This is a genomic window from Rhizobium sp. BK529, from assembly GCF_014194105.1.
Lineage (GTDB): Bacteria > Pseudomonadota > Alphaproteobacteria > Rhizobiales > Rhizobiaceae > Rhizobium.
The window spans coordinates 1,236,835-1,251,929 of record NZ_JACIAU010000001.1; the positions used below are offsets into that span (position 1 = coordinate 1,236,835).

21 protein-coding genes are annotated in these 15,095 nt (G+C 62.1%); 12 read left to right on the forward strand and 9 right to left on the reverse strand.

Features of this window, described 5'->3' with window-relative positions; all coding sequences use genetic code 11:
• Positions 1-45 precede the first annotated feature (45 nt).
• The gene (locus tag FHX08_RS06295; protein WP_132651776.1) at positions 46-261 is read right to left on the reverse strand and encodes a hypothetical protein; all 216 of its coding nucleotides are present in this window, start codon (positions 259-261) and stop codon (positions 46-48) included.
• Between the two features lie 47 nt (positions 262-308).
• Here FHX08_RS06295 and FHX08_RS06300 point away from each other — a divergent pair, with 47 nt between their 5' ends.
• The 7 genes from FHX08_RS06300 (at position 309) to FHX08_RS06330 (ending at position 5,169) form a co-directional block, all read left to right on the forward strand.
• A complete protein-coding gene (locus tag FHX08_RS06300) occupies positions 309-680 on the forward strand; it encodes an NIPSNAP family protein (protein WP_165911836.1) in 372 nt (123 codons plus the stop codon).
• 97 nt (positions 681-777) lie between these two features.
• A complete protein-coding gene (locus FHX08_RS06305; protein WP_132651774.1) occupies positions 778-1,044 on the forward strand; it encodes a PepSY domain-containing protein in 267 nt (88 codons plus the stop codon).
• Positions 1,045-1,047: 3 nt separating this feature from the next.
• Entirely contained in the window at positions 1,048-1,614 is a 567-nt protein-coding gene (locus FHX08_RS06310) for a cytochrome b/b6 domain-containing protein (RefSeq protein WP_132651773.1), read from the forward strand.
• Positions 1,611-2,288 (forward strand): response regulator transcription factor, encoded by a 678-nt coding sequence (locus FHX08_RS06315; RefSeq protein WP_132651772.1) that lies wholly within the window; start codon positions 1,611-1,613, stop codon positions 2,286-2,288. The genes FHX08_RS06310 and FHX08_RS06315 overlap by 4 nt, the downstream gene beginning before the upstream one ends.
• Entirely contained in the window at positions 2,285-3,607 is a 1,323-nt protein-coding gene (locus FHX08_RS06320) for an ATP-binding protein (protein WP_132651771.1), read from the forward strand. The genes FHX08_RS06315 and FHX08_RS06320 overlap by 4 nt, the downstream gene beginning before the upstream one ends.
• 51 nt (positions 3,608-3,658) lie before the next feature.
• On the forward strand, positions 3,659-4,189 hold the full coding sequence (locus FHX08_RS06325) for an AAA family ATPase (RefSeq protein WP_132651770.1): 531 nt from the start codon (positions 3,659-3,661) through the stop codon (positions 4,187-4,189).
• 242 nt (positions 4,190-4,431) lie between these two features.
• Positions 4,432-5,169 (forward strand): SDR family oxidoreductase, encoded by a 738-nt coding sequence (locus FHX08_RS06330; protein WP_132651769.1) that lies wholly within the window; start codon positions 4,432-4,434, stop codon positions 5,167-5,169.
• Here FHX08_RS06330 and FHX08_RS06335 read toward each other — a convergent pair.
• On the reverse strand, positions 5,132-6,055 hold the full coding sequence (locus FHX08_RS06335; RefSeq protein ID WP_132651768.1) for a LysR family transcriptional regulator: 924 nt from the start codon (positions 6,053-6,055) through the stop codon (positions 5,132-5,134). The two genes, FHX08_RS06330 and FHX08_RS06335, sit on opposite strands and share 38 nt — an antisense overlap.
• A 330-nt stretch (positions 6,056-6,385) precedes the next feature.
• Between FHX08_RS06335 and FHX08_RS06340 the strand changes: the two genes are divergently transcribed.
• Positions 6,386-7,351 carry a squalene cyclase gene (locus FHX08_RS06340; protein ID WP_184327016.1) on the forward strand — a complete coding sequence of 322 codons (966 nt, stop codon included), beginning with the start codon at positions 6,386-6,388 and terminating at the stop codon, positions 7,349-7,351.
• A 58-nt stretch (positions 7,352-7,409) separates the two neighbouring features.
• Here FHX08_RS06340 and FHX08_RS06345 read toward each other — a convergent pair whose 3' ends face one another.
• The 3 genes from FHX08_RS06345 to FHX08_RS06355 form a co-directional block, all read right to left on the reverse strand.
• Complete coding sequence (locus FHX08_RS06345) at positions 7,410-7,790, reverse strand: DUF4180 domain-containing protein (RefSeq protein WP_184327017.1); 381 nt, start codon at positions 7,788-7,790, stop codon at positions 7,410-7,412.
• 250 nt (positions 7,791-8,040) lie between these two features.
• Positions 8,041-8,478 carry an EamA family transporter gene (locus FHX08_RS06350; protein ID WP_184327018.1) on the reverse strand — a complete coding sequence of 146 codons (438 nt, stop codon included), beginning with the start codon at positions 8,476-8,478 and terminating at the stop codon, positions 8,041-8,043.
• Between the two features lie 157 nt (positions 8,479-8,635).
• Positions 8,636-9,073, reverse strand: a complete 438-nt coding sequence (locus FHX08_RS06355) for an Rrf2 family transcriptional regulator (RefSeq protein WP_184327019.1) — start codon at positions 9,071-9,073, stop codon at positions 8,636-8,638.
• 144 nt (positions 9,074-9,217) lie between these two features.
• On the opposite strand from FHX08_RS06355, the gene FHX08_RS06360 reads away from it, so the two are divergent.
• Positions 9,218-10,198, forward strand: coding sequence for an alpha/beta fold hydrolase (locus FHX08_RS06360; protein WP_184327020.1), 981 nt, complete (start codon positions 9,218-9,220; stop codon positions 10,196-10,198).
• Here the strand turns inward: FHX08_RS06360 and FHX08_RS06365 are convergent.
• The 4 genes from FHX08_RS06365 to FHX08_RS06380 form a co-directional block, all read right to left on the reverse strand.
• The gene (locus tag FHX08_RS06365) at positions 10,195-11,040 is read right to left on the reverse strand and encodes an NAD(P)-dependent oxidoreductase (RefSeq protein WP_184327021.1); all 846 of its coding nucleotides are present in this window, start codon (positions 11,038-11,040) and stop codon (positions 10,195-10,197) included. The two genes, FHX08_RS06360 and FHX08_RS06365, sit on opposite strands and share 4 nt — an antisense overlap.
• 77 nt (positions 11,041-11,117) lie before the next feature.
• Positions 11,118-11,816: a TIGR02281 family clan AA aspartic protease gene (locus tag FHX08_RS06370; RefSeq protein WP_409527389.1), complete on the reverse strand. Its 699-nt coding sequence runs from the start codon at positions 11,814-11,816 to the stop codon at positions 11,118-11,120.
• Positions 11,816-12,013, reverse strand: coding sequence for a DUF1289 domain-containing protein (locus tag FHX08_RS06375; RefSeq protein WP_184327022.1), 198 nt, complete (start codon positions 12,011-12,013; stop codon positions 11,816-11,818). Before FHX08_RS06375 ends, FHX08_RS06370 begins: the two co-directional genes overlap by 1 nt.
• Positions 12,014-12,031: 18 nt before the next feature.
• Positions 12,032-12,811 carry an adenosylcobinamide-GDP ribazoletransferase gene (locus tag FHX08_RS06380; protein WP_184327023.1) on the reverse strand — a complete coding sequence of 260 codons (780 nt, stop codon included), beginning with the start codon at positions 12,809-12,811 and terminating at the stop codon, positions 12,032-12,034.
• A 145-nt stretch (positions 12,812-12,956) separates the two neighbouring features.
• Here FHX08_RS06380 and cobT point away from each other — a divergent pair, with 145 nt between their 5' ends.
• From cobT to FHX08_RS06395, 3 genes are all read left to right on the forward strand, one after another.
• The gene (cobT, locus tag FHX08_RS06385) at positions 12,957-13,973 is read left to right on the forward strand and encodes a nicotinate-nucleotide--dimethylbenzimidazole phosphoribosyltransferase (protein ID WP_132651758.1); all 1,017 of its coding nucleotides are present in this window, start codon (positions 12,957-12,959) and stop codon (positions 13,971-13,973) included.
• 375 nt (positions 13,974-14,348) lie between these two features.
• Complete coding sequence (locus tag FHX08_RS06390; RefSeq protein WP_184327024.1) at positions 14,349-14,453, forward strand: twin-arginine translocation signal domain-containing protein; 105 nt, start codon at positions 14,349-14,351, stop codon at positions 14,451-14,453.
• A 75-nt stretch (positions 14,454-14,528) separates the two neighbouring features.
• Positions 14,529-14,981 carry an EF-hand domain-containing protein gene (locus FHX08_RS06395; RefSeq protein WP_184327362.1) on the forward strand — a complete coding sequence of 151 codons (453 nt, stop codon included), beginning with the start codon at positions 14,529-14,531 and terminating at the stop codon, positions 14,979-14,981.
• Positions 14,982-15,095: the final 114 nt, after the last annotated feature.

Sequence of the window (15,095 nt, forward strand, 5' to 3'; positions counted from 1 at the left end):
TTGCGCCTGTTGCGCCTCCCTGAGGAGCGGCCGCCAGGACCGGCATCAATCCGTCACACCTGCAATATCCTCCTGAATAAACTTGATCAGCATCAGGCTCGCGCATTGACTGAGCAGGCGGTCCCGTTCGTCGGCGAGATCGTCCTCGAAACGCCGGCAAAGCCGCTCATAGCTCTGCCGGAGCGGCGAGGCGGGCAGGTATTTCGCTTCCATGCGCAGCCGCGTTTGCTGCAATTCCGTCAGATCTGGCACTGTGCGCATGGCCGGCGTCCTCTTATGAGCTATATGCTGACATGGGAGGAATATCCTTGAAGTCGACCATACCCGTCACCTGCGAGGTGCGCTATCGCCTCGATCCGAAGAAACGCACTGAATTCGAAGCCTATGCCGAGATCTGGGTCCGGCTGATCGAACGCTATGGCGGAACGCATCACGGCTATTTCATGCCGCGAGAGAAGCCTCATGGGGCGGGCTTGAGCTTTCCCGGCGCCGGGGTGGATGGGGCGGGCAATATTGCAATCGCTCTTTTCACATTCCCGGACGAGGAGACCTACCTCGGCTACCGCGCCAGTGTTGCGACCGACCCGGACAGCATCGCGGCCAATGCGCGCTTCGGGGCCGATCCGCCATTCAAAAGTTACGAGCGCCTGTTCCTGCGACCGTTACCGCGCGGCGACTAGACGACAGCCAGCTGCCGACATAGACAGCAAACAGACAGCTTCGCCGCGCTACCCCTCTGCCGTCGCCCGACATGGGCAGCAGCAAAAGGGTCAAATCATGAAGCTGAAACTGATCGCCGCTCTTACCATCCTGTCGCTCTCGCCGGCCTTGGCGTTTGCAAGTCCAAGCTGCACGAAGGAGCCGAAATCCAAGTGGATGCCGGAGGCTTCCATGAAGGCGAAGATCGAAGCCATGGGCTACAAGGTCAAGACCTTCGAGGTCACCGGCAATTGCTACGAGATCTACGGCAAGGATAAGGACGGCGAACGCGCCGAGGTCTATTTCAACCCGGTCTCCGGCGACATCGTCCAGAAGGGCGATTGAGCCATGACGGTCATCTCGTCGAAGAAGGAGGGCCTCGAGCCCTCCGATACCGTCCGCAGGACGATCAGGGTGTGGGATCCGGTCGTCAGGCTGTTTCACTGGACTATCGTCATGGCTTGCGTGCTCAATCTCTTCATCCTCGAGGAGGGCAAATACTGGCACCGCATCACGGGTTATGTCGTCGCTGTGGCAATTGTCATTCGCATCCTCTGGGGTTTCGTCGGTACAAAATACGCTCGCTTTTCCGATTTTCTGCCAACGCCGCGCAGGGTGAGGGATCAGATTCTGGACATGATCGACGGCAGCGAGAAACGTTACCTGGGTCACAACCCCTTGGCATCGGTGATGATGCTTGCGCTGATGGCATTGCTGGCGGCAACGGCCCTGACCGGCTGGATGACGACGCTTGACGCCTTCTGGGGCGAAAAGTGGCTGGAGAAACTGCACGGCACTATTGCAAATGGTATCATGGTGCTTGCCTTCGCTCATGCGGGAGCCGCCATCATCGAAAGCTGGAGACACAGGGAAAATCTCGTCTGGTCGATGGTCACGGGTCGAAAGAAGGCATGAGGATACTGCTGATCGAGGATAGTTCCCGGCTTCGCGAGCTGCTTTGCGAAGCCATCCGCGATGCCGGCTGGAAGATCGACGCTTTCGCGTTGGCGCAGGAGGGGCGGCTTGCCCTTGCGGGAACGGACTACGATCTGCTGCTTCTCGACCTCGGTCTGCCCGATGAGGACGGGGTCACATTTTTGCGGTCGCTCAGGGCCGCCAAGGTCCAGATGCCCGTTCTGGTGCTGACGGCGCGCGGCGCGGTTGACGAACGCATCGCCGGGCTCGATGCCGGCGCCGACGACTATCTCGTCAAACCCTTTCACAATGGCGAGCTGATCGCCCGCATCCGGGCGCTGACCCGGCGCGCGCCGGTCACCGCCATGCCGGTCCTGGAATTCGCAGCGCTGCAATATGATGTCGCGTCGCGGCGGGTGACCTGCGGCGACGCCGAGATCGCGCTCGCACCTTCCGAAAAGGGTCTGCTTGAACTTCTGATGCGCAATGGCGGTCAGGTGGTGCCCAAGCCGAAGATCGAGCATGCCTTTTCGGAATTCGGCGACGAGCGCAGCAGCAATGCGGTGGAGCTTGCGGTTTCGAGACTGCGCAGGAAGCTTGACGGACACCCGACCAAGGCGCTGATCGAGACCGTAAGGGGCGTCGGCTATATGATGCGGGAGGCGCGTGGTTGAGCCTGAAATCACCGACATTGGGCGCAATCCTGACGCGGCGCATCGCTTTCTTTGCGGTGCTGGCGATGGTCGTGCAGCTCGCCGTGATCTTCTCCGACTATTACTGGAATGTCGGCGAGCTTTCGCGCCTCTTCGTGGAGCAGGAGACCGAGCGGCTCGCCGCCGGCATCACGGCGGAGGAGAACGACACTGTGCGCTACCGGCTTCCCGATAGTGTGCAGGGGCGCTATGGGCAGGCGCAGACCGGCTACGTGGCGCGTATCCGCGGGGCCGATGGCGAGCTGGTGTTCCAGTCATGCGATGCGGCCTGCGAAAGCCGTTTCCTGCCGCCCGATGTGAACCCGCCGGATTTCTGGCTGCGGTCGCTTTCACCGGGCAAGCCGCTGACACTGGTCGGAGGGCGGGCCTTCACGGTCGGCGGTCAGCATTTCTTCGTCGATGTCGCGACGATGGGCGATCTCCAGGATGTCATATCGGATGTCCTCTGGAACGAAGTGATCGCCCATATGATCGTGCCGATGAGCATCCTTCTGGTGCTGGTGCTCGGTGCCACGCTGCTCTCCGTACGCCAGGCGCTGAAGCCCGTGCGGATCGCGGCCGAGGCGGCGGAACGGATGGATCCGATGGATTCGCGCTCGCATCTGCAATTCCAGGACATGCCGCGGGAAGTCGCCCATCTCGCCGAGGCGGTCAACCGGGCCTTCGAGCGTGTCGGCGAGCTGATGAAATCCCAGAAGATCCTAACGTCGGGCATTGCGCATGAGGTGCGAACGCCGCTTGCGGCGATCAAGCTGGAGCTCGGCCATATCGACCATCCGCGGGCACGCAAGGCGGAGGCCGATCTCGACGATCTCGTGCGCTTCGTCAGCCAGATCACCGCGCTTGCGAGGCTCGATACGTTCGATCACGGCATGTTCGAGGAAATCGACCTCGTCGAACTTTCATCCGATGTCGTCAAGCAGCTGGCTCCCTGGGTCTATGAGAACGACCATTCGCTGGAACTCTCCGCGCAGGTCGATTCGGCTATCGTCCAGGGTGTGCCGGCCCTGCTGAAGGATGCCGTGCGCAACCTGATCGACAATGCCGTTCGCCACACGCCGGCACATACCGCCATCGTCGTGCGCGTGAGCCACAATCTGATCCGTATCGAGGATAGGTGTCCGGAGGGCATCCGGCAGGGCGCCGATCTCCCTGCCCATGCCGATGGAATGGGGATCGGCCTCAAGATCGTGGAGCGCATCGCCGCAATACACAGGGGTTCGCTTCGTTGCTCCGCCTACAGGCAGGGTCACGCCTTCGATCTGGAAATCGGCACATAGCCGCGTCTGCGCCGCGCCTCCTTTCGCATCATCTGTCCTTCGGAGAGTTCCATGATCAAATCCGTCGTCATTACCGGCTGCTCGGGCGGTGGGAAATCCACGCTGCTCGAAAAACTTTCCCGACGCGGTTACGCCACCGTCGAAGAGCCGGGACGCCGGATCGTGACGGAGGAGCTGGCCGGGCAGGGCGCGGCCTTGCCGTGGGTCGATCCGGTGGCCTTTGCCAGAAGGGCAATGGCGATGGCGCTCGAGGATCAGAGGCTGGCAGAGAGGCAGGCGGGCTGGACGTTTTTCGACCGCGGTCTGATCGATGCCGCCTCTGCGCTTCAGGCCTTTACGGGAGAGGCGACGCTGGAGACGCTGCGGGACCGGCACCGCTATCACCAGACGGTTTTTCTGACGCCGCCCTGGCCGGAGATCTATATCAACGATCCCGAGCGGCGGCATGGATTTGAAGAAGCGGTTGCCGAATATGAGCGATTGATCGCGGCCTATCCCGAAATCGGCTACGAAATCGTCATCCTGCCGAAGGTCGATGTCGCAGCGCGTGCAGATTTTTTGCTGAGCCGGCTGCCGGCCTGATGACTTTCCGGAACCAGATGTGACGCGGCTCGTTTTTACCGTACGTGGTGACCGCTCGAGAAGGTCGAACATCACTGGCGATCGCCGCGTTGATCCTGCAACTGAAGGCCCTCGGCTCTACTGCTGAACCGAGGGCTTCTTTCTCGGTGCCGCCGGATTTTCCGATGGCACCATCGGTTTCTCCCGTTTTTCTTCCAGTCCGGCGTCGGGCATCAACTCTCCCAGTCAAGAAGGAGACGCAGATGACGGATATCAGAATTGAAGGCGCCGAGATCACCATCGTGGGCGGCAGTTCCGGTATGGGCCTGGGGCTGGCACAGCGGCTACTCGATGAAGGGGCGCGCGTGACGATTGCAGGGCGCAATGAGAAAAAGCTCGCATCGGCGCGAGAGGCACTCGGCGATCACGGGAGGCTTCGGACCGCTGTCCTCGACCTGACACGGGAAGAAGAGGTCGCGGCTTTCTTCGGCGATCGCGGGCCGGTCGATCATATCGTCAGCACGGCGGCGGATATCGAGGGGGCTTATCAGCTTCTGCCGGATATCGAGCTTGGCGCGGCACAACGGGTGGTCGAGAGCAAGTTCTACGGGCCGCTGCTGCTCGCCAAATATGGCGCGTCCTGCCTGCGGCCATCGGGCTCGATCACCTATACGTCGGGTGTCGCGGCCTATCGGCCGGCGGCGCGGGGTACCGTGGTCGCGGCGGTCAATGCAGCGCTCGAAGGGCTGGTGCGCGCGTTGGCCGTGGAACTCGCACCCATTCGTATCAATGCCGTGTCACCGGGCTGGGTTGATACGCCGATCTGGCGTTTCGTCGCCGGCGACGCCAGGCAGGCGACGCTTGAGGCGATGGCGAAGCGCCTGCCGGTGGGCCGTGTCGGCAGATCCGAGGACATTGCCGATGCGATCCGCTTCCTGATCGGAAACGGTTTTACCACAGGCACTATCCTGCACGTCGAGGGCGGGCATCGGCTGGTCTGACCGGTCGCAGATCTTCGCTGACCGCGGTAAGCAGCAGGGAGAGCGCCGACGGCTGGACCCGCCGGCGGCGCCACAGCACGATCAGGGAGGCTGCCGGCGGATTGCCAGGCCAGGGTAATTCCGTGATGTCGCTGTGTTTCGCATCCGCGCCAAGTGCGAGGCGTGGAACGAGGCCATAACCGGCACCCGATGCGACGAGGCGGATGATCGTCGCGATACTGTCGGCCTGGGTTACGATCCGGGGCCTTGCAATACCCGTTTCGGCAAAGGCGGTCTCGAAGAGGCGGCGATAGACGCAACCGGTTTCGGTGGCAATGAAGGATAGATGACTGATCTCCACGAGACTTTTGGGGGGCTCTGCCTCCACAGCGCGGCCCGATATCAGCACCAGCGGTTCGCGCGAGACCAGCCGGCTGACGAAGCGCTCGTCCCGATCTCCGCGATCGAAGGTGAAGGCGATGTCGATTGAGCCGTCTTCCAGCCGGTGCTGCAATTCACCGCTGCCGCCGATCTTTAAAGTCAGACCGATATCGGCATGGGCCTGGCGAAAGCGCGACAGGAAGGGCGCAAGCTTTTCCGTCGCAATGGTTTCGAGTGTGCCTATCGTAAGTATCTGCTCGCCAATGCCGGCAGCAGTGCGAACCGCTGCCATGGCTTCGTCGTTCAGCGCTAGGATCTCTTCCGCATAAGCCTTCAGCATATCACCGGGTGGTGTCAGCGAAACACCCTGACGCGAGCGCTCGAAAAGCTGGACACCCAATTCCTCTTCCAGCGCCTGCATCTGATCGCTGAGGCTCGACTGGGCGAGGTGCGCCTCACTGGCGGCGCGGGTGAAATTGCCGTGCCTTGCGACAGCAAGGAAGGTTTTCAATTGGCGTGGGTTCATTCTGGGCTCCAGTTGCGGCCAGCAACGGTCGTCACCATGCTCGGGTTATCGCGGAATTCAGTCTGTTGATTGACCCAGATTAACCGGAGTAGGTGAGGATTGCGATCTCTTTACTGGGCAGGACGATCAGTTGGGCTTCAGGGACTGCCTGAAAACCGTTATTCCGGAAGACAATTGCATAGACGATTTTGAACGGCAACTATCGGATGCAGCTTCAAGGAGGAGCTGGCTCCAAGAAACGTCGTTCCACCGCCGGCTTTGTGATGTTGACGGCAGTCGCCGGCTTGGTCAAGCTGCAGCGGTGTTTGCAAGCGACAGGGAGCCTTGCCGATGCCGTCAGAGACATCCGTGATCGACTGGCTGCTCGCCTCCGATCCAGCCATCCGCTGGCAAGTGCTGCGCGATCTCCTGGATGCGCCCGAACCCGTCTGGTCTGCCGAGCGGCAGAAGGTCGAGACCGAGGGATGGGGCGCACGGCTGCTCTCCTATCAGGATGAGGACGGGCAATGGGCGGGCGGCTCTTTTGTGCCCAGCGATTTTACGCGGGAAGAGTGGCAGGCGACCGGTCAACCATGGACGGCGACGAATTTTTCGCTGACGCAGCTGCGCGAATTCGGGCTCGATCCGAAATCCGGGCGGGCGAAGGCGACTGTCGCGCTCGTCGGCGCCAATTGCCGCTGGGATGAGGGCGGCCAGCCCTTCTGGGAGGGCGAGGTCGAGGAATGCATCAATGGACGCACGGTGGGTGACGGCGCCTATTTCGGTGTCGATGTCTCGCCCATCGTCGAGAGATTGCTCGGTGAGCGGCAGGCCGACGGCGGCTGGAACTGCGAGCGGGCGCGAGGCTCGGTGCGCTCCTCATTTCATACGACGATCAATGTGCTGGAGGGGCTTTTGGAGTTTGAGCGGGCGACCGGCGGCACGGCGCAATCGCGGGAGGCGCGGCACTCGGGCGAGGAATATTTGCTGGCGCGACATCTGATGCGGCGGCTCAGCACCGGCGAACTGGTCGATGAGACATTCCTGCAGTTCCTGCATCCGAACCGCTGGCGCTTCGATGTGCTGCGGGCCCTCGACTATTTCCGCGCCTCGGCGATGCTGACGGGCGTCGCACCCGATCCGCGTCTGACGGAGGCAACTGAATACCTCCTCTCCCGCCGGCTTGAGGATGGACGCTGGCCGCTCGACTGGCGCGCATCCGGCCGGACATGGTTCGTGATGGATGACGGTGAGGGAGAGCCCTCACGCTGGGTGACCCTGCGGGCGCTGCGTGTGCTGAAATGGTGGGATGACTGAAGGCTGCCGTTGCGTTATGCTTATTACGGATTTCACATTGTCGCAGTAAAACCGTGGCTTAGGCCGGTGTGCTGAAAGCCGAGAGCCTCGCCTCGAACTCTTCCATTGTATCGAGAAACCAGCAATCCGTGCCGCAATTGGCTTCAAGAACAAAGTTTTGCAGCGCCTTGCTGGCGGCCAACGGGTCATCGATCCAGCCGATGATGGCGACGCGCAGCCGGTAGTTCACGAATTTCTGGATCGTCGCGCCGGCAATGCCGGACCGGAGCGTTAGGAAACCGTCTGGCAATCGAGCGATTGGCAGCACCACCCAATCGACGGCTTCCCTGAGTGCGTGACGGATAAGGTCGTCAATGCCGCTCGCGGCCGCAAGCTGTTTGCTGTCGGGGTCGCAAACAAGTACGCGAAAGCCGTGCAGAAGCCTGATATCGTTGCTCATAGAATCCCCTCCTGTCATCGGCGGTCTGTCTTCAAAAAACCGTCGAAGCTGTTCGACGGTTCCGCTATATCCGGCGGCGTGCCGATCAGCACGAGCTTCTCACGGGTCTGGGACCCGGGGTTTTCCCGCCACTATGCGTCAATCCGGGTGCGGGTCGCTGCCGTCTTGCTTCGTCATCGAAGGACGAAGAGGACGGCCCTGCTGATGACCGTCATCTCTCCCGCCGCTACAATTGCCGGGCGGAACAGGCTCAGGCATTGCCGACGAGGATCGCGCCGCCGATGATGAGCAGGGTGCCAACCGACAATTTCAGGAGATCGACCTGCGAGGCCTCGCCCAGAAACACCGCCCCCACAGCCAGTGTCACCAACACGTTGCAGCTCCATATCGGCGCGAGCTTCGAAACCGGCACGCCATAGGAAAAGAGTGCATAGCTGATGAGGCCGGTGCCGAGCGCAAAGCAGATGCCGGCAAGGGCGGCGAAGCCGATGCCATCAGGTGTCCACGGTGCCGGACGCCAGAGCAATGCGGCGATCGCGCCTGCGATGGCGAGCGTCAGCCCGAAAGTAATGAGATAGACGGAAGAGCCGGCGCCGGCCACCGCACTCTGCTTCTGAAAAATGGCGGTGATGCCCCAGAAGATGGCGGGAGCCACGCCGCCGACGAACAAGGGCCAGAATGCATTCATCGTCAAACTCCTGTCGCACCGGACACGCCAAGCCTTTGGAAAAGGCGATTGGGATTGGGTGCCACCAGATTAGGAGTTTCTTCTTGTTCTTTGTGGTCTTGTTGTTTTGCTGAAAATTGGCAGATTCACCGGCCATCTGCAAGCGCACCGGTGGGCGTCAGCCAGCCTTTTCGGCTCTGGCCGAAGCCATGGCGATCTCGCCGATTTCGGCGAGCGTCACCTTCTGGAATTCCCGCTCCAGAGTCTGTTCGGCACTTTCAAAGGCGTACTGCAGTTTGGCATTGGCGGCGCGCTCGACAGGGCAAGACGGATGATCGTTAGAAAGCGGCGCATCGAGAATCGTTTCACCTTGCAGGGCGCGTTGCACATCCAGAATGGTGATATCCGCGAGTGGTTTTGTCAGCGACCAGCCGCCGCCGGGGCCACCTTCCGATTCGACGATGCCGTATTGGCGCAGCGACGCCATGGTGCGGCGAACGACAACGGGGTTGGTGTTTAGCATCTGGGCAATGCGTTCGCTCGTTTCCCGGCCGCCCAGCAACCCCATATGGACGAGAACATGGATCATCCGTGCCAGTCTTCCGTCTTGCCGCATCTGTGCCTCTCGATAGCGTAACAAATGATATTACGGTCTATTGACTCCTGTTTTCTGTAACGTAAAAAGATACGGAATGAAAGATTCAACATTTCCCGCAGGCGATTTTTCCGGGTGCGACGGCCCTGGTATGAGGAGGCAGAGATGCAGCAGCGCGTGATTGAAACCGCAACCTTGAGGATGAATATCACAGAGGCCGGCGAAGGGCCGCTGGTGCTGCTCTGCCACGGGTTTCCGGAGACCTCACATGCCTGGCGCCATCAAATCAGCGCACTTGCCGAGGCGGGCTTCCATGCGGTAGCGCCCGATATGCGCGGTTATGGCCGTACCGAAAGCCCCCGCGAGACCGGCGTCTATACGATCGTCGATCTCGTGGCCGATATGGTCGCGCTCCTCGACGCGCTCGGCGAGGAAAAGGCTGTCATCGTCGGCAATGACTGGGGTGCAACGGTCGCGTGGCAGGCGGCGCTGATGCGCCCGGACCGGTTCCGCGGCATCGTCGCCATAAGCGTTCCCCTGATGGGCCAGCCACCCGTGCCGCCGACGAAAATCTTTCCGGCGACGCCGGATCACCTGCTCTATGTGCTCTATTTCCAGGAGCCGGGAGTGGCAGAAGCCGAGTTCGAACGGGATGTGGACGTCACGCTGCGCAAGATCTACAGCGCGGCCAGCGGTGACGCCGGTCCGCGGTTGCCGGGTGACCGAACGCCCAATCCGTTCGGGATGGTGTCGCGCGCCTCCGGTCTGCTCGCCGATCTGCCGGAAAGCGAAAGCCTTCCCGGCTGGCTGCCGCAGTCCGATCTTCAAGTCTTTGTCGATGCGTTCGAGGCATCGGGTTTTCGAGGCGGCCTGAATTATTATCGCAATCTCGACCGGAACTGGGAATTGCAGAAAGCTTTTGCAGGCAGGAAGGTCGAGATCCCGGCGCTGTTCATGACCGGCGAACGCGATACCGGCCTTGCTATTCCCGGCATGCGGGAGATCATCGCGGCGATGCCGGCGCTCGCGCCTCGCCTGCGGACGACGCAGTTCGTGCCCGGTGTGGGCCATTGGTTGCCGCAGGAACAGCCGGAGATCGTGAGCTGCGCGATTGTGGATTTCATGCGGGGCTTGTCACCGGTCTAATGCCGGTTCTCCAGCATCCGGTCGAGCGTGGCGATCAGTTCCCGACTCTCGGTCCGGTCCTCGGCGATCGCTTGGAAGACCCCCGCCATGCCCTTGAAGATGAGGGCAGCGGGATTGTCTGCGCCGAGGAATTCGGAGATTTCCTCCATTTCCGCCACCCAGCGATAGGCCTTAGGATACATGTCCGGAATTGAGTGGCGCAGGCGCTGCAAATGCTCGGCCTGGCTTTCGGCCAGTTCTACCTTCAGCGCCTCGCTCGCCCCGTTGCGGGCAGCCGCAAGCAGCATCGCGGCAGACAAGCCGGTGATGCCCTTGTTGATGCCGGCGTAACACATCTTCAGGGCCGAGGCGGCACCGACTGGGCCTTTTACCGGGCGGATCTTCAAGCCGAAACGGCAGAGCAGGTCGGGCTCGCCGGCGAGTTCGCCGCTGAGGCAGATGACCGGACCGGCCTTGCCCGATACCGGCGGGCCGCCGATGATCGAACCGTCGATGATTCTGACGCCTGACGGCGCGAGTTTTGCCGCAAGCGCTTCCATCGTCTTCGGACTGATGGCATTGAGATCGACGAAGGCCGGTTTCTTCACGGATTCCTGCAGCACTGGAGCCACGAGATCCGCCACCTTCTGTGCTTCGGCCGGCGGAACGATCGAGAGGATGATATCGGCCTCGGCAAAGGCCGAAAGCGGCACAGCCACGAGGCCAGCGGCGCGGGCGCGCTCGATTGTCGCTTCGCTGCGGCCCTCCAGAAAAGTGATGACCTCGGCGCCGGACTCGGCGAGACGGCGGCCGACGGCGCTACCCATGGCGCCGGCGCCGAATAATGCGATGGTGGTGGACATTGGCGGATGAGACCTCTTTGGCGGAGATCGGCGGAGGTTAGGGCGGCTTGGTCGCTCCCGCAAGGCGGATGCGGCCGTTAGTCCCGCATCCTCAGCTCATCCGTCTGCATCTGCAGCGAGCCCAGGGTTTCGAGGAAGCTCATTCCGAGCAGGCTCTGGTCAAGCCTGCCGTCCTCAGCAACGGTTGCAGCAACATTGCTGCGCAGGATCGGGCCGATCGCCACCTGATCGAGGGTAACGGGTGCTGCGCGGGCGCGGCCATTGGCGGTCATGACAGTCATGGAATAGGTGAGTTGCTTCGGATCTATGCCGATGCGCTGCGCATCCTCATGAGAGAGAGCAACCATGCTGGCGCCGGTATCGACCAGCATCGGCACAGACTGGCCATTGATCGAGACTTCGGCCTGGAAATGGCCGTTCAGCATCTTGTGCACGATGACCTCCTGGCCGCCTTCGCTCGTCGTGACGACGACAGCGCGGCCGGGCATGAGGCCGGCGAGCAGACGATTGCCGACAGCACTCGCATCCTGGCGGTAAAGATAGGCGGTGGCCAGCGCCAGGATGATGACGAGCCAGATCATCAGCTGCCGCATGGTCTGGCCGATATTGCGGCGGCTGCCCCAGATGCCGGCGGCCAGCATCAGAGAGATGGGCAGCAGGTAGACGAAGCGGCCGAAATCATCGCTCTCCAATCCGAAAATCCGGCTCTGATCACTGTTGAAGAGCAGGATAGCAAGGCCGATGCCGATGACGGCAAGCAGGAGGATGAGGCGCATCAGCCCGCCGCCTCCAGCGTTCTCATCGGTTCGGACGTTAGGGCGGCGAGGCGAGCCGGCAGGTTCTGCATGATGGCTTCGCGCTCTTCATCCGACATGCGCATCCAGCCGGCGATTTCACGTGTTGTGCGGCCGCATCCGGTGCAAAGACCAGTGAGAGGATCCAGGCAGCATACGCGGATGCAGGGTGTTCGCATGGACGATATATCGGGATTTCAGAGGGCCATGGCAAGTGCGCAGAAGGCTGCGAGCTCGCAAATCTGCTGAGTGGCTCCGAGCGTGTCGCCGGTATGGCCGCCGAGCCTGCGACGGATGAACCAGGTGAAGGCAAGCGTGGAGATGCCAGCGCCAAGAAGGGCGGCGACGAGCGGCTGAAGACCGAGCGCCGGCCAGACGAGCATTGCCGTCGCAAAACCCGCGGACACGAGGGCGATCTGCATCGCCGGCTCGGCGGGGCTTCCGGCGGAGGCAGCGAGCCCATCCGACTTTGCGGGAGGAAGGCGCTGCCAGTGCCAGGTGATCGCCCCGCGGCTGAGGGCGGCGACGGCCGGAATGGCAAGTGCGGCAGCAAGGGGCGGGGCTTCACGGGCAACCGCTGCGAGCGCGGAAGCCCTGAGTGCGAAGGAAAGGATGAGGGCAATTGCACCGTAACTGCCGATGCGGCTGTCCTTCATGATGATCAGGCTCTGTTCGCGCGATTTGCCGCCGCCTATCCCGTCCGCCGTATCGGCAAGCCCGTCCTCATGGAGCGCACCGGTCAGGATCGTCTGCACGGCAAGCGCCACGAAGGCCGCCATCAGGCGGTCGGCATGAAACACGAGCATGAAGAGGAAGACGAGAGCGGGCAGGGCGCCGATGACGAGACCGGCGAGCGGGAAGACACGCACGAGCCGGCCAAGCTTGCCGTCATATCCGGCAAACAGCCATGGCGGTAAGGGAATGCGGCTCAGGAAAGCCACGGCGCGGGCGGTATCGAGCACTGTATTCTTGATCATTCTCTGCAGTCCCCGCTCTCACCAGCGCTTTTGTCATTACGCGGCTTTTTGACATTGTGAGCCCGAGCCGGTCGCTTTAAGAGAGTCGCCAAGCAAAGAACCCGATTTGCCGGGAAAAGACAAGAATACAAGGAAAGCCATTCAGATGAGCGTTTCAGGCCTGCCGTTCGACGATTTTCGCGCCCTTCTTCGTGACCTGCCAGGACCGGACGCCCGCGCGCTGGTCGCCGCCCGGGAACGCGACGCGCAACTGACGAAGCCGCCGGGTGCGCTTGGCCGTCTGGAGGAAATCGCTTTCTGGCTCGCCGCCTGGACGGGCCGGTCGCCCGCCGTCAACCGGCCGCTGGTGGCGATCTTCGCCGGCAATCACGGCGTCGTGCGGCAGGGCATCACGCCGTTCCCCCCGGAAGTCACGCAGCAGATGGTGGAGAATTTTGCCGCCGGCGGGGCGGCGATCAACCAGATCTGCGTCGCCAATGATCTCGGCCTCAAGGTCTTCGACCTGGCGCTCGATTACCCGACCGGTGACATCACTCAGGAAGCGGCCCTTTCCGAGCGCGATTGCGCTGCCACCATGGCTTTCGGCATGGAAGCGATTGCCGGCGGCACGGACCTGCTCTGCATCGGCGAAATGGGCATCGGCAATACGACGATCGCAGCCGCGATCAATTATGCGCTTTACGGCGGAACGGCGCGCGACTGGGTCGGTCCGGGCACGGGCTCGGAAGGCGAGATGCTGGAGCGCAAGATCGATGCCGTCGAGCGTGCCGTGGAACTGCACAGCGATCACCTGGGCGATCCGTTTGAGATCATGCGCCGGCTTGGCGGGCGCGAGATCGCAGCGATGGCCGGCGCCATCCTTGCGGCGCGCATGGAGCGTATTCCGGTGCTGATCGATGGTTATACTGCGACCGCTGCCGGCGCGATCCTGCGGGCGGCCAATCCTTCCGCGCTCGACCACTGCCTGATCGGCCACGTGTCGGCTGAGCCCGGCCATCTGCGGGCCATCGAACAGCTCGGCAAGACGCCGCTTCTGGCGCTCGGCATGCGGCTTGGCGAAGGCACGGGTGCCGCCCTTGCCGCCGGCATCGTCAAGGCGGCGGCCGCCTGCCATTCCGGCATGGCGACGTTCAGCCAGGCCGGCGTTACCGGCAAACACTAAGGGTCGAATTCCCTTCGGAATCGGGAGTGAAGTCCGTCGGATCGCTCCCGCCGCACCGCTCCACGCAGGTGGATTCGGGCGGCGCCAATCAGGCGAGATGACCGGTATCGTTACGGCATTGTTGACCTGAATCAAGTATGATCGGCAAGAAACCGTCTACCGTCAGACGTGTCGTCTTGGTCGCATGGACAGTTTCAATGATCGCAACTATCTTCGATTTCATCGGCCGGCGCTTCGGCTGAGCAGGGGAACGGAGCCGCAAGCATAGCGGCGGTGCCTGAGGCCGCTGATCCCGGCATTCGGCCGGTTCGACGGGCGCCGCAGGCAGCCCAAGACAAAGGTCGGCTCGCCGACCGGAAGCTAGGATCAAATACAATGGACCGCCGTGATTTTCTGAACGGCCTGACAGTCGGCGCAGCAGCGCTCGGCTTGTCGGCTGCGCTGCGTCCACGGGCCGGCGGCACGTCCGCCTGCCGCTGACATGACATTCGCATCCGTCCTGTTCCGCTTCAGGAAACAGGCGTGGGTACTGACCAGAGCCAAAGGAGAAACGACATGAGAATGACGAGCATTCCAAACGCGATCCTGCTGGCCGCGCTGATCGCGACCGGCGGAGCCGGTTGCGCTTTCGCGCAGACGAACGAGACGGATCCCCATCATCCCTTGAATATGTCGCAAGCGGCCCCGCAATCGGGAATGGGAGGCATGATGGGACAAGGCCAGGGGGCAATGCCGGAAGGACAGGGCATGATGTATGGCGGAATGACGGGCGGGAACATGATGGAGCCCGGCATGATGGGTGGGCACATGATGCAACCGGGTGGCGGGATGCCGATGATGCGCGGGTTTATGATGAAAGTCATGTTCGCGATTGCCGATACCGATGAGGATGGCGCTCTGTCGTTCGAGGAAGTGACGGCTATCCATAAGCGGATATTCGACGCCGTGGACGCGAACAATGATGGCAAGGTTACGCCGGAAGAGATACGGGCGTTCTGGCTGCAATAGGTCCCGGGTCCGGATCGATAATCCCCAGGCTTTACGGGAAAATGCGTCGGAGGTTATCCGCCGCTCTCGGGCAGGAATCGAAGCCCGGCCGGCGCATTGCTTGCGCTGAGACCG

Excerpts from the sequence above, each read along its gene's own strand:
- FHX08_RS06360 (WP_184327020.1), top strand. The coding sequence starts at position 9,218 with ATGCAGCAGCGCGTGATTGAAACCGCAACCTTGAGGATGAATATCACA.
- FHX08_RS06325 (WP_132651770.1), top strand. The coding sequence starts at position 3,659 with ATGATCAAATCCGTCGTCATTACCGGCTGCTCGGGCGGTGGGAAATCC.
- cobT (WP_132651758.1), top strand. The coding sequence starts at position 12,957 with ATGAGCGTTTCAGGCCTGCCGTTCGACGATTTTCGCGCCCTTCTTCGT.
- FHX08_RS06330 (WP_132651769.1), top strand. The coding sequence starts at position 4,432 with ATGACGGATATCAGAATTGAAGGCGCCGAGATCACCATCGTGGGCGGC.
- FHX08_RS06305 (WP_132651774.1), top strand. The coding sequence starts at position 778 with ATGAAGCTGAAACTGATCGCCGCTCTTACCATCCTGTCGCTCTCGCCG.
- FHX08_RS06375 (WP_184327022.1), bottom strand. The coding sequence starts at position 12,013 with ATGCGAACACCCTGCATCCGCGTATGCTGCCTGGATCCTCTCACTGGT.
- FHX08_RS06395 (WP_184327362.1), top strand. The coding sequence starts at position 14,529 with ATGAGAATGACGAGCATTCCAAACGCGATCCTGCTGGCCGCGCTGATC.
- FHX08_RS06350 (WP_184327018.1), bottom strand. The coding sequence starts at position 8,478 with ATGAATGCATTCTGGCCCTTGTTCGTCGGCGGCGTGGCTCCCGCCATC.
- FHX08_RS06335 (WP_132651768.1), bottom strand. The coding sequence starts at position 6,055 with ATGAACCCACGCCAATTGAAAACCTTCCTTGCTGTCGCAAGGCACGGC.
- FHX08_RS06390 (WP_184327024.1), top strand. The coding sequence starts at position 14,349 with ATGGACCGCCGTGATTTTCTGAACGGCCTGACAGTCGGCGCAGCAGCG.
- FHX08_RS06340 (WP_184327016.1), top strand. The coding sequence starts at position 6,386 with ATGCCGTCAGAGACATCCGTGATCGACTGGCTGCTCGCCTCCGATCCA.
- FHX08_RS06380 (WP_184327023.1), bottom strand. The coding sequence starts at position 12,811 with ATGATCAAGAATACAGTGCTCGATACCGCCCGCGCCGTGGCTTTCCTG.
- FHX08_RS06370 (WP_409527389.1), bottom strand. The coding sequence starts at position 11,816 with ATGCGCCTCATCCTCCTGCTTGCCGTCATCGGCATCGGCCTTGCTATC.
- FHX08_RS06295 (WP_132651776.1), bottom strand. The coding sequence starts at position 261 with ATGCGCACAGTGCCAGATCTGACGGAATTGCAGCAAACGCGGCTGCGC.
- FHX08_RS06315 (WP_132651772.1), top strand. The coding sequence starts at position 1,611 with ATGAGGATACTGCTGATCGAGGATAGTTCCCGGCTTCGCGAGCTGCTT.
- FHX08_RS06355 (WP_184327019.1), bottom strand. The coding sequence starts at position 9,073 with ATGCGGCAAGACGGAAGACTGGCACGGATGATCCATGTTCTCGTCCAT.
- FHX08_RS06365 (WP_184327021.1), bottom strand. The coding sequence starts at position 11,040 with ATGTCCACCACCATCGCATTATTCGGCGCCGGCGCCATGGGTAGCGCC.
- FHX08_RS06310 (WP_132651773.1), top strand. The coding sequence starts at position 1,048 with ATGACGGTCATCTCGTCGAAGAAGGAGGGCCTCGAGCCCTCCGATACC.
- FHX08_RS06345 (WP_184327017.1), bottom strand. The coding sequence starts at position 7,790 with ATGAGCAACGATATCAGGCTTCTGCACGGCTTTCGCGTACTTGTTTGC.